Here is a 12,556-nt window from a genome sequence, read left to right as displayed (position 1 = left end):
TACACATAAAATTTAGATTAGACACAGAATTGGAGTTTGAGATGATGGACTCAAAAAAGCCACGTTATGAACGTATTTTGCTAAAACTATCAGGTGAAGCACTTGCGGGTAATAAAGACATGGGGATTGATGCACAAGTGCTTGATCAAATGTCTTTGGCAATTGCACACTTGGTTGGCCTGGGTGTGCAAGTAGGTATTGTTGTGGGTGGTGGTAACTTATACCGCGGTAGTCAATTACAGCAAGATGGTTTGGTTGGTCGTGTAACGGGTGACCAAATGGGTATGCTTGCAACGGTGATGAACGGTTTGGCATTGCGTGACGCTTTGGTTCGTCGCAATATCAAAACACGTTTGATGTCAGCACTACCAATTGGTACTGTGGTTGAGTCTTACTCTAGCCGTGATGCAATTCGTCATTTAACGCAAGGCGAAGTCTGTGTATTTGTTGCAGGAACGGGTAATCCATTCTTTACGACAGATACAGCAGCTTGCTTGCGTGGTATTGAAATTGAAGCACACTTAATTTTAAAAGCCACCAAAGTTGACGGTGTGTATAATAAAGATCCAAGTAAATTTGACGATGCTGTTAAATACGATACGCTTACTTTTGATCAAGTGCTTGATGAAAAATTAGGTGTTATGGATTTAACTGCAATTTGCCTATGCCGTGACCATAATGTTCCACTTCAAGTCTTTGACATGAATAAAACTGGTTCATTACTTTCAGTGGTAATGGGTGAAAAAGAGGGCACTCACGTTACTAAATAATGACGTGAACCTGAAAGCCCTTTATACTGCATATTATTTTAGTAATTACACTTTTGAAAATTAAGTAAGGAAGATCATATGATTAACGATCTTAAAAAAGACAGCGAAGACCGTATGAATAAAACTCTAGAATCTCTAGAGCACGGTTTTGCTAAAGTTCGTACAGGTCGTGCGCATCCATCTATTTTGAATGGGGTGATGGTTTCTTACTATGGTTCTGATGTGCCATTAAACCAAGTAGCGAACGTTGGTCTTGAAGACTCACGTACATTACTGGTACAGCCATTTGAGCGTTCAATGGTTTCTGCAATTGATAAAGCGATTCGTGAAGCAGGCTTAGGTCTTAATCCGATTACTGCAGATGCGATTCGTGTGCCAATGGCAGCACTGACTGAAGAAACACGCCGTGATATGCAAAAAGTTGCACGTACTGAAGCTGAAAATGCCAAAGTTGCGATTCGTAACATCCGTCGTGACGTGTTGGGTGATATCAAAGCATTGTTGAAAGAAAAAGAAATTTCTGAAGATGATGATCGTCGTGCAAGTGATGATATCCAAAAAATCACAGATAAATTTGTTGCAGAAGTAGAAAAACGCCTTGCGGCAAAAGAAGCAGAATTGATGAAGGTCTAAGCTTTAATGACCTTATCAGAAGAAACCTCCTGTCTTCCAAAACATGTTGCCATCATTATGGATGGCAACAATCGTTTTGCTAAAAAAAATCAAATGCAAAAAGGCGATGGACATCGTGAAGGTAAAAACGTCCTCGATCCAATTGTAGAGCATTGCCGATCTCATAACATTCAAGCTTTAACTGTCTTTGCCTTTTCAAGTGAAAATTGGAATCGTCCTCAATTTGAAGTCGATTTACTAATGCAATTACTTGGGGAGACCATTCGTGAGCAATTGCCACGTATGGAAAAGTTCAATATAGCCTTGCGTTTTATTGGTGATCGTTCGCGTTTGTCGACGCAATTATGTGACTTAATGTTGCATGCCGAAGAAAGGACTGCTAAGTTCACTAGCATGACCTTAACTATTGCAATTAGTTATGGTGGAATGTGGGACATGGCGCAGGCTGCTAAGCAAATTGCTACAGATGTTTTGGCGAAGAAAATAGATATTGATGCCATTGAACCTGATTTATTTGGTCGCTATGTGAGTTTAAGTGATTTACCTGCAGTTGATTTGCTGATTCGTACAGGTGGAGATTTCCGTCTATCGAATTTTTTGCTGTGGCAGGCAGCTTATGCTGAACTGTATTTCACAGAAACATTATGGCCAGAATTTACCATTGAAGAATTAGATGATGCATTTGCGGTTTTTGCAGGACGTGAACGCCGTTTTGGTAAAACATCAGAACAAATTCAACAAAAGCAACTTGAGAATTAATAAATGTTAGAGCGGATTATTACCGCATTGGTTTTAGTAGCAGTTGTACTGAGTTGTATGTTTGCTACACAGTCACATTATCCAATGTATGTGCTGATGATCATTGCTGCTGGGGTTGCTGGGTATGAGTGGTTTAAACTTATGCCTAAAAAGTCGAATAATTTGGTTAAGCCGATTGCTTGGGGGTATGGCTTAATTACGGCTGTGCTTTCAGCCTTGGCCTTGCATTATAATGATGTTGCATTGCTTCTTTGGATGGCATCCATTTTTACTTGGATTTTAAGCGTCTATTGGGTTAAGTCTTATCCTGATTATGATGGCTGGTACAACCCAACGCTTAATTTTATCGGGCTAATACTGATTTCGGCAGCAGTGACTGCAATTTTTGCCGTTTGGCAAAGTTCTCCGTGGTGGCTAATGTATTTGTTCCTGTTGGTTTGGGGAGCAGACAGTGGCGCGTACTTTGTTGGGCGTAAGTTGGGTAAGAAAAAACTGGCACCGAATGTGAGTCCGAACAAGTCTTTAGAAGGCTTATATGGTGGTATCGTTACTGCCATGATTATTGTGATTTCAGTCGAAGTTTTGTATTTAAAACTCAGTTTGGCTGAACATATTCTTTTCCTTATTCTTTCAGTCATCACTGTATTTAGTTCAGTGTTGGGCGATCTTTTTGAATCAATGATTAAACGCCGCGCTGGTATTAAAGATTCAGGACGTATTTTACCTGGTCATGGTGGTGTGCTAGATCGTATCGATTCCTTACTGGCTGCAGCTCCGATTTTTGCAGCAGGTATTTATGTTTTAAAACTTATAGGTGTAGATTTATAGATGTCACAATCTGTTTGCATATTGGGTGTTACGGGTTCTATTGGTCAAAGTACCTTAAAAATATTAGAGCAACATCCTGAAGAGTATTCCGTTTTTGCAGTCACAGCACATAGCAGAATTGTAGAATTGGTAGAAATTTGCAAACAGTATCGGCCGAAAGTCGTTGTTGTACCAGCCTATAAAGTAGATGAATTACAACAGTTTTTGGCTCGTGAAAATTTAAATGATATTGAAATTTTACAAGGGGAAGCAGGGCTCATTGAAGTGGCCTCACTTCCTGAAGTAGATGTGGTTATGGCTGCAATTGTTGGTGCAGCAGGTTTGCTACCGACATTGGCAGCAGTGAAAGCCGGCAAGCGTGTGCTTTTGGCCAATAAAGAAGCTTTGGTGATGTCAGGTGATCTGATGATGCAGGCCGTACATGATTATAAAGCCACACTTCTTCCAGTCGATTCAGAACATAATGCAATTTTTCAATGTTTACCTGAAGGCTATTTTCAAGCTGAACGCAATGGTCAACCGAAGATGGGAGTATCACGCGTTTTATTAACAGCTTCGGGTGGGCCATTTTTAAACCATACATTAGAACAACTAGAAATGGTGACACCAGCGCAAGCCTGTAAACATCCCAAATGGTCTATGGGGCAGAAAATTTCGGTTGATTCGGCCACTTTAATGAATAAAGGGCTGGAATTGATTGAAGCGTGCCATCTTTTTGCAATTTCAGAACATTTTGTAACAGTTGTTGTTCATCCACAGAGTATTATTCACTCCATGGTTCAATATGTGGATGGTTCAACTTTGGCGCAAATGGGTAACCCTGATATGTGTACGCCTATTGCGCATGCTTTAGCATGGCCAAAGCGTATTCAAACACATGTCCCTCCATTGGATTTGTTTACGCATACACATCTGAATTTTCAAGAACCAGATACAACACGCTTTCCTGCATTAAAGCTAGCGCGACAGGCGATGCAAGCGGGTGGTTTGGCACCGGCAATTTTAAATGCAGCCAATGAAATAGCAGTTGCGGCTTTTCTAAATAATCAGATAGGATTTACACAGATTCCAAATATTGTAGAAGCGACCTTGAACCAGTTGGAAAATAATGCTGCCGATAGTGTTGAAGTTATTTTGCAGGCAGATTGTTCAGCACGATCTATCGCTCAGCAACTTGTGATGAGTTAAAGGAACTGAAATGATGAATGCCTTATTTATGATTCTGGCGGCAGTTTTTCTGTTGGGACCACTCATTGCAATTCATGAGTTTGGCCATTACATTGTTGCGCGTAAATTGGGCGTTAAGGTTTTGGTGTACTCCATTGGTTTTGGCCCTACGCTACTGAAGTGGAAATCTAAAAAGTCAGGTATTCAATATCAGCTTTCTGCCTTACCTTTAGGTGGTTATGTCAAAATGTTGGATGAACGTGAAGGGGATGTTCCTGAACAGGATTTACCTTATGCGTTTAATCGACAAAGTCCATGGAAAAGAATTGCAATTGTTGCAGCAGGGCCTTTTATCAATTTGGCTTTTGCTGTTGTATTATTTTGGATTTTATTCCTTCCTGCTCAAGAACAGTTAAATACCCGAGTTGGAAAAGTGTTACCGAATACGGTAGCTGCCACTGTGCAAATGCATGAGGGCGATAAAATTACAGCTATTGATGGTATGCCTGTTTCGACTTGGGAAAAGTTAAATTTTGCTTTGGTAGATCGTGTTGGTGAAACAGGCAGTATTACTGTTGAAGCAGTTCGAGCGGGTGAGCAAAAAAGTTTCAATCTTCCCATTCAAAATTTCTTAAAAGACCAGTCGCAATCACCTTTAGAAGCATTGGGTTTTATCCCTTACCGTCCACATTTGCCTGCTGTGGTTTCAAAGTTAAATGAAGATGGTGCTGCAATTCGTCAAGGTATGAAAGCAGGCGATCAAATTGTTGCGATTAATGGCGTTAAGATGAGTGAATGGTTTGATGTTGTACAAGTTGTGCAATCTTCGCCAGAAAAAATGTTGAAAATTGACGTTCTTCGAAATCAGCAGTTGGTTCATCTTGATGTCATGCCGCAAGGCAAACGAGACAAAATGGGCAATATTGCGGGCGTTTTGGGTGTGCAAAGTGACCCAGGGAAAATAATAATTCCTGCTGAATTTAAACAGACAATACAGTATTCTCCTGTTGAAGCATTTACAATGGCAGTGGATAAAACCGGCCAACTTTCTAGTATGATTTTAAATTCCATTGTAAAAATGGTTCGTGGTCTTATTGGTTTAGATAATTTATCAGGCCCAATTACTATTGCAAAGGTCGCAGGGCAAAGCGCTGAAATGGGCTGGCAAACATTTATTTCATTCATGGCGCTAATGAGCGTGAGTTTAGGAATTCTCAATTTACTTCCAATTCCGATGTTGGATGGCGGACATTTGGTTTACTATTTAGTTGAATTAATTCGTGGTAAACCTGTTTCTGAACAAATACAATTGGTTGGACTGAAAATTGGTATGGTACTGCTTGGCAGCATGATGTTGCTGGCACTTTTTAATGATTTTATGCGGTTATAGAACAGCGTAGAAGATGGAATAAATTAACAGCGGAAAAGACTGGCATGCAACACACACATTTATTTATGCCTCTTGCACTGGTTAGTGCTATGACAGTGGCACAACAAGTATACGCGGTAGATGATTTTATTGTTCAAGATGTAAAAATAGACGGCTTAGTCCGTTTAACGCCAGAAAGTGTATACGGCATGTTGCCTATTACGAGTGGCGACCGTGTGAATGATCCAGTCATAGCAAACGCAATTCGTACTTTATATGCGACAGGGCTATTTGATGATATTAAAGCATCTCAAGATGGCAATGTTTTGATATTTAAAGTTGTTGAGCGCCCTGTTATTTCTAAAATTGAGCTAAAGGGCAATAAGCTCATTCCTAAAGAGGCGCTAGAAGAAGGCCTAAAAAAAATGGGCTTGGCTGAAGGCGAAGTTTTGAAACAATCGGCATTACAGATTGTAGAGACTGAACTCGAACAACAATATATGCAACAAGGCCGTTATGATGCGGATGTAAAGGTCACAACTACAGCAAAACCCAATAACCGTGTAGATATCCTTTTAGAGTTTGCCGAAGGTAAAGCTGCGAAAGTGGTGGATATCAACATTATTGGTAATACTGTTTTTAAAGAAAGCGATATTAAGCAAGCTTTTGCAGTTAAAGAAAGTGCTTGGAACTCTATTGTTTCACGTAACGACCGTTATGCACGTGAAAAAATGGCAGCAAGTTTAGAAGCTTTGCGTGCTTTGTATTTAAACAAAGGTTATATCAATTTTAATATCGCCAATTCGAGCCTGAACTTAAGTGAAGATAAGAAACATGTCTTTATTGAAGTTTCAGTAGATGAGGGTGATCAATTTAAATTTGGTCAAACTAAATTTTTGGGTGATGCACTTTACACTGCAGAAGAATTAAAACCCTTACAACTTTATAAAGACGGCGATCTTTACTCACAAGAAAGAGTGAATGGCGTAAAGCAATTGTTACTTCGTAAATATGGTAACGCAGGCTACTATTTTGCCGAAGTAAATGTTGTTCCTGAAATTAATAACGAAACTAAAATTGTAGATCTGAATTACTACATTAATCCTGGTCAGAAGGTGACAGTTCGTCGTATTAATTTTACAGGTAACTCGAAAACTGCCGATGAAGTATTGCGTCGTGAAATGCGCCAAATGGAAGGTGCATTAGCAAGTAATGAAAAAATTGATTTATCTAAAGTGCGTTTAGAGCGTACAGGTTTTTTCAAAACTGTCGATGTTAAGCCAGCGCGTATTCCAAACTCTCCCGATCAAATTGATTTAAACATCAATGTTGAAGAGCAACATTCAGGGACAAGTACATTGGCTGTTGGCTTCTCGCAAAGTGGCGGTGTAACCTTCCAAGCGGGTTTAAGTCAAACAAACTTCTTAGGTACAGGTAACTCAGTCTCTGTCGATTTATCTCGTTCTGAAACACAAGATTACTACAACTTGAGCGTAACAGATCCGTACTTCACAATTGATGGTGTGCGTCGTGGTTACAATATGTACTACCGTAAAACTAAGTTGAATGACGACTATAACGTTAACAACTACGTGACAGACAGTTTTGGCGGTGGTATTAACTTTGGTTATCCAATTGATGAAAACCAAAGTATTAGCGCAGGTCTGAATATTGACCAGACAGATGTTACAACAGGGCCTTATGTCTCTACCTATGTCCGAGACTATTTACTTAAAAATGGCGGAAAGGTTAAAGGGCAAGGTAAGTATTGTTCGACTGATAAATTGATGTCACAGTGGGATATTGATCGTGAGAAAGACCCAAATCTTGAGAAACCAACGAACCCAGATCCGAATTATTATGATTCATTATGTGTAGATGCCTCACGTAATAATGTTGGTTTTACCCCATTTGATAATGAATTTTCAGGTGATTTTTTAACCTATAATCTAAATTTAGGCTGGTCATACAATACCTTAAACCGTCCAGTGTTCCCAACCAATGGTATGTCGCATCGTGTAAATGCTGAAATTGCTTTACCGGGGAGTGATATTGAATATCAAAAATTAACTTACGATGCACAAGCTTTCTTCCCATTGGGTAAAGATTTTATTCTTCGTGGTTATGGTAAATTGGGTTATGGTAATGATTTGCCATTCTTTAAGAACTTCTATGCAGGTGGCTTTGGTTCAGTACGTGGTTATGACAACAGTACCTTAGGGCCAAAATACCCAGGTGTTACTTATAACGAGTCGCATAAAAGAGATTATGATCCTGAGGAAGTGGGTGGTAATGCATTAATCCAGTTTGGTGCTGAATTGGCGTTGCCGTTACCGTTTAAAGGGGATTGGACTCGTCAAGTACGTCCTGTATTGTTTGCCGAAGGTGCACAAGTGTTTGATACACAATGTGATATTCCAACAGGTACACTTTATTTATCGGGTGGTTTAAGTGACCCAGGCGTAGATGCTAAGAAGTACTGTAAAGATAACTTTGGTTTTGATACAGAAAATATGCGTTACAGCGTTGGCGTTGGCTTTACTTGGATTACGATGATTGGGCCATTATCACTGAGCTATGCATTCCCATTGAATGACAAGCCAGGTGATTCAACTAAAGAGATCCAATTTGAAATTGGTCGTACTTTCTAAGTACGGCCTTTTCGGCTGAAAAAATAATTTAAAATTCAGGATATTATATGAAAAATATTTTAGGTGGCGCACTGGCGCTTGGTTTATTGTGTAGCACAGCCGTACATGCGGCAGGTTACGGTATTGTTGATTTAGAAAAAATTGTAGAACAAAGTGTTTATATCAAACAACAAAATGCCAGTATGCAACAACAGATTAAACCACAAACAGCAAAAATTGAAAGTTTAACCAAAGAGCTAGAAGCTTTACAGCAACGCGCACAGCAGAACACTAAACTGTCAGATGCTGAAAAGAAAAGCATGACACAGCAATATCAGTCTAAAGTACAAGAATTGACTGCATTGCAACAAAAAGTACAAGGCTCTGTAGAGTCAAGTATTCAGGCGTTAAATCGCACCATGGACTCAAGAATTAAGCAAGTCGCTGAACAATTGCGTAAAGAAAACAATTTAGACGTTGTTTTAAATAAAAATTCAGCGCTTGCCTATGACGCTAAGTATGATTTAACTGATAAAATGATTCAAAAGGTTAATGCAATTAAGTAATCTATGAATCCTCAATATTTCAGCTTAGAAAAACTCGCTCATCTTGTACAGGGTGAGTGTGTGGGTCAACAGGACCTACAGGTATCAGGTTTGGCGAGTTTAGAGCATGCTGAATCTGGGCATTTGGCTTTTGTAAATGCGGATAAGTATATAGAACCTGCGGAGCATTCTAAAGCAGGTGCACTTATTGTTACAGAGGCTTTAAAAGCACAAATAAAAACACAACAGAATTTTATTGTAGTGGCAAACCCTTATTTGGCTTTTGCAATTTTGACCCATGTTTTTGAGCGAAAACACACAGCAAAAGGCATTGAAAGCACTGCCCAAATTCATTCATCCGCTATAGTTGCAGATTCTGCTTATATTGGACATTTTGTCGTCATTGGTAAAAACTGTGTCGTGGGTGATGAATCTGTGATTCAGTCTCATTGCAAAATTGATGATGATGTGGAAATTGGCAAGCAGTGTTTTATTGACTCGCATGTGACTTTAACGGGCCAGACCAAAATTGGTGATCGCGTACGTATTCATGCCAATACGGTTATTGGTGGTGAAGGTTTTGGTTTTGCACCTTATCAAGGTAAATGGCATCGTATTGCACAATTGGGTTCTGTACATATTGGTCATGATGTTCGTATCGGTTCCAATTGCAGTATAGATCGTGGCGCATTAGATAATACCATCTTGGAAGATGGTGTCATTATTGATAACCTTGTGCAAATCGCTCACAATGTTAAAATTGGTGCAAATACTGCAATGGCTGCAAAATGTGGTATTGCAGGAAGTACGACAATTGGCAAAAACTGTGTCTTAGCGGGTGCGGTTGGTGTTGTAGGACACATAAATATTGCCGATAATGTGACCATTACTGGTATGTCAATGGTCACAAAAAGTATTTCTGAAGCGGGTAGTTACTCTTCAGGAACGCCAATGTTAGAAAGTTTACATTGGAAACGTGCAGCAGTGAGATTCAAACAATTAGCAGATGTGCCATTGACCCAGTTGATGAAAAAACTTGATCATATACAGTCTCAAATCGAGTCCCTTGAATCAACTAGATTGCGTAATAATTATGATGACTGAGTCGAATACTCCTGCATTCACAAAGCCTGAATTGCCAATGCAAATTCAAACCATTCGTGAATATTTACCACACCGCTACCCATTTTTATTGGTAGACCGTGTGACTGATATCACGGATACAGGTATTGTAGGCTATAAAAATGTTTCAATGAATGAAGAATTTTTACAAGGACATTTTCCTGGCTTTCCGATTATGCCTGGTGTGCTGATTGTGGAAGCAATGGCACAAATTTCAGGTATTCTTGGCTTTGTCATGAATAATCAAAAACCATCAAGTGATAAAATTTTCTTATTTGCAGGTGCAGAGCGCGTTCGTTTTAAGAAGCAAGTGATTCCTGGTGATCAATTGGTTTTAAAAGCTGAACTTGTAATGCAAAAACGTGGCATTTTTAAATACAACTGTATTGCTACAGTTGATGGGATTGTTGCTGCAACTGCGGAAATTATGATTACGCAACAGAAAACAGAGCAAGCATGAGCAATAACGAATTTATTCACCCAACCGCTATCATTGACTCATCTGCAGTCATTGCGCCAGATGTGCATATTGGACCATATTCAATTATTGGTCCAAATGTCACAATTGGGGCAGGTACAAAAATACATTCACATGTTGTGGTTGGTGGATTTACTCGCATTGGTCAAAATAATGAAATTTTTCAATTTGCCAGTGTCGGTGAGGTTTGCCAAGATTTAAAATACGCAGGTGAAGAGACATGGCTGGAAATTGGTGATCATAATTCAATTCGTGAGCATTGCAGTTTGCACCGTGGCACAGTCCAAGACCAAAGTCTGACTAAAATTGGTAGTCATAACTTGCTGATGGTTAATACGCATATTGCGCATGACTGTTTGGTGGGTGATCATAATATTTTTGCAAATAATGTCGGTGTTGCTGGGCATGTTCGCATTGGTGATTATGTGATTGTTGGTGGCAATTCTGGCATTCATCAATTTTGTAAAATTGATTCTTTTAGTATGATTGGTGGGGCATCGTTAATTTTAAAAGATGTTCCTGCTTATGTGATGGTTTCAGGCAATCCTGCACATGCTTTTGCGATGAATGTGGAAGGAATGCGTCGTAAAGGATGGTCTAAAAATGTCATTCAAGGGCTTCGCGATGCATTTAAACTGATTTATAAATCAGGTTTGACTACAGCAGAAGCGTTGCAACAGATTAAAACTGACATTTTACCAGAAGTAGCAGAAGTCCAGTTGTTGATTGACTCGGTGGAGCAATCGAAACGCGGTATTGTACGTTAAAATTTAAGTTATAAAAAAACCGCCATTTAGGCGGTTTTTTTATGTCTGTATTTGGGGTTATTTGAAGTATTTCACTTCTTCTGCTTGTGGATAATTTTTTAGCAATTTTTGTTTGTATTGTGATGCTAGCGTTGCATTATGGTCTACATCTTTAGTGATGCTGTAAAGCTGATACAAGGCTCGTGATGCACGGGATGAGTTTGGATATTTATTGACAACAATATTGTAATTTCGCTTAGCTTCAACGTAATTTGTTGGGTCAATGGCTAAATTAAACTCAGCCAACCAAAAGTGCGCATTGCTGATATATACGCTGTTTGGATTGTTTTTAATAAAATTTTGCATCGGTGCAATGGCTTTTTTTGCACCACCTTGTTTGTATGCATCTAATGCAACCGTGTAGGCGGCTTTATCCAGCTCATTGGTTGATTGTTGGGTAACAACAGGTGTGTTCACTTTAGCTGGAGTGTTGATGGTAACTGGTGTATTTACGGCTACGGGTTGCTTAGCGTTGCTACTGGGTGCAGTATCTTGTTGATTATCCTCCGTGCTGCTTTCTTCTGGCGCAGGATCAACTTTTTGTTGTAGTAATTCTAAGCGCTGATCTAAATCCGCATAGCGGTTGGTCAACTCATTTTTTAATTGTGAAATTTCATTGTCTTGTTCTTCAACTTTTCCACGTAGGCTTCGTAGATCATTTTCCAATTGTTGATTTTTTTGCATCAATTGCCAATTTAAATTTGTTGGTGTTGGAGCGCTGTCTACAGCACTATTATTGGTAGAATAAGCTATAGGCGTATTGGGGCTAGAGCTACTTTGGCTTAAGCCTCTAGATTCAATTGGGATATTGGCTAGAACAGGGGCAGAGCATAATAAGGCAAGCGCACCTAAAACATGCTTATGTAACATCATAAAATTTCCGTATAGTTCTTAGAGGTCTAATCTCTGATGAGAGATATTCATCTATATAAATTTGATAGTCACATTAAAAACGTCATACTTATGAAAAGCAATAAGCTTTTGCAAACTTGTTGTGTTTAAAAGTAAATTTGATGATGCCTTTTTTATGGGGTTAAATTGTCTAAAATAGTCTATTTGCTTTATAAATAATCAAACGAATGAGTGCCTTAGTGAAATTCGCCAATTTGCCTTGCAAGTTTAATAAAAATCTCTATACTCTGTTCTTGCAATGGTAGCCCTGCTGGTTGCTTCGCAATTGTAATCTACAAACCCCGCCAGGACCGGAAGGTAGCAACGGTAGTAGACCTATGATGTGCCGGAGTCTTGCTGGTAGGGTTGCCACCATTTTATTATAATAAAAATTCTACAATCCTCTCTTATTAGCTCTCGCTTAAAACTTTCAAATCACCTAATTTAAATCCTTTTAGTATTCACCTTATTATTCATTTTTTGAAAATAATTGTTTTTGATCTTTTGTCATTGATATGATAGGGAAATATACATTTAAGAATAGCTTGAATAATAAAA

Annotated in this window: 12 protein-coding genes and 1 other RNA gene; 12 read left to right on the top strand and 1 reads right to left on the bottom strand. The window is 39.0% G+C overall.

All coding sequences use genetic code 11. The features are described 5' to 3' along the window. Positions 1–41: 41 nt before the first annotated feature. From pyrH to lpxA, 11 genes are all read left to right on the top strand, one after another. Positions 42–770, top strand: a complete 729-nt coding sequence (pyrH, locus tag BBP83_RS10120; RefSeq protein WP_068888108.1) for a UMP kinase — start codon at positions 42–44, stop codon at positions 768–770. Positions 771–848: 78 nt separating this feature from the next. After that, entirely contained in the window at positions 849–1,403 is a 555-nt protein-coding gene (gene frr / locus BBP83_RS10115) for a ribosome recycling factor (RefSeq protein WP_004651725.1), read from the top strand. A 6-nt stretch (positions 1,404–1,409) separates the two neighbouring features. Beyond that, positions 1,410–2,162 carry a polyprenyl diphosphate synthase gene (gene uppS / locus BBP83_RS10110; protein ID WP_068888106.1) on the top strand — a complete coding sequence of 251 codons (753 nt, stop codon included), beginning with the start codon at positions 1,410–1,412 and terminating at the stop codon, positions 2,160–2,162. A 3-nt stretch (positions 2,163–2,165) separates the two neighbouring features. Further along, positions 2,166–2,990, top strand: a complete 825-nt coding sequence (locus BBP83_RS10105; protein ID WP_068888104.1) for a phosphatidate cytidylyltransferase — start codon at positions 2,166–2,168, stop codon at positions 2,988–2,990. Then, positions 2,991–4,178 carry a 1-deoxy-D-xylulose-5-phosphate reductoisomerase gene (ispC, locus tag BBP83_RS10100; RefSeq protein ID WP_068888102.1) on the top strand — a complete coding sequence of 396 codons (1,188 nt, stop codon included), beginning with the start codon at positions 2,991–2,993 and terminating at the stop codon, positions 4,176–4,178. A gap of 13 nt (positions 4,179–4,191) precedes the next feature. Continuing rightward, positions 4,192–5,547, top strand: coding sequence for an RIP metalloprotease RseP (gene rseP / locus BBP83_RS10095; protein ID WP_068888589.1), 1,356 nt, complete (start codon positions 4,192–4,194; stop codon positions 5,545–5,547). Between the two features lie 44 nt (positions 5,548–5,591). Further along, the gene (gene bamA / locus BBP83_RS10090) at positions 5,592–8,177 is read left to right on the top strand and encodes an outer membrane protein assembly factor BamA (RefSeq protein ID WP_068888099.1); all 2,586 of its coding nucleotides are present in this window, start codon (positions 5,592–5,594) and stop codon (positions 8,175–8,177) included. Positions 8,178–8,224: 47 nt separating this feature from the next. Continuing rightward, positions 8,225–8,722 (top strand): OmpH/Skp family outer membrane protein, encoded by a 498-nt coding sequence (locus tag BBP83_RS10085; RefSeq protein ID WP_068888097.1) that lies wholly within the window; start codon positions 8,225–8,227, stop codon positions 8,720–8,722. A gap of 3 nt (positions 8,723–8,725) precedes the next feature. Further along, positions 8,726–9,805, top strand: a complete 1,080-nt coding sequence (gene lpxD, locus BBP83_RS10080; protein ID WP_068888096.1) for a UDP-3-O-(3-hydroxymyristoyl)glucosamine N-acyltransferase — start codon at positions 8,726–8,728, stop codon at positions 9,803–9,805. Continuing rightward, positions 9,798–10,283 carry a 3-hydroxyacyl-ACP dehydratase FabZ gene (fabZ, locus tag BBP83_RS10075; RefSeq protein WP_141689978.1) on the top strand — a complete coding sequence of 162 codons (486 nt, stop codon included), beginning with the start codon at positions 9,798–9,800 and terminating at the stop codon, positions 10,281–10,283. Before lpxD ends, fabZ begins: the two co-directional genes overlap by 8 nt. After that, entirely contained in the window at positions 10,280–11,068 is a 789-nt protein-coding gene (gene lpxA / locus BBP83_RS10070) for an acyl-ACP--UDP-N-acetylglucosamine O-acyltransferase (RefSeq protein ID WP_068888092.1), read from the top strand. The genes fabZ and lpxA overlap by 4 nt, the downstream gene beginning before the upstream one ends. A 57-nt stretch (positions 11,069–11,125) precedes the next feature. Here the strand turns inward: lpxA and BBP83_RS10065 are convergent, their stop codons facing one another. Further along, complete coding sequence (locus BBP83_RS10065; protein ID WP_068888090.1) at positions 11,126–11,980, bottom strand: YbgF trimerization domain-containing protein; 855 nt, start codon at positions 11,978–11,980, stop codon at positions 11,126–11,128. 287 nt (positions 11,981–12,267) lie between these two features. On the opposite strand from BBP83_RS10065, the gene ffs reads away from it, so the two are divergent. Beyond that, positions 12,268–12,364: signal recognition particle sRNA small type (gene ffs, locus BBP83_RS10060), an RNA gene on the top strand. Positions 12,365–12,556: the final 192 nt, after the last annotated feature.

Source organism: Acinetobacter celticus, assembly GCF_001707755.1.
In the GTDB taxonomy this organism is placed as follows: Bacteria; Pseudomonadota; Gammaproteobacteria; order Pseudomonadales; family Moraxellaceae; genus Acinetobacter; species Acinetobacter celticus.
The sequence above is the reverse complement of the archived record's forward strand: the minus strand, read 5'-3'. Positions and strand labels throughout refer to the sequence as shown.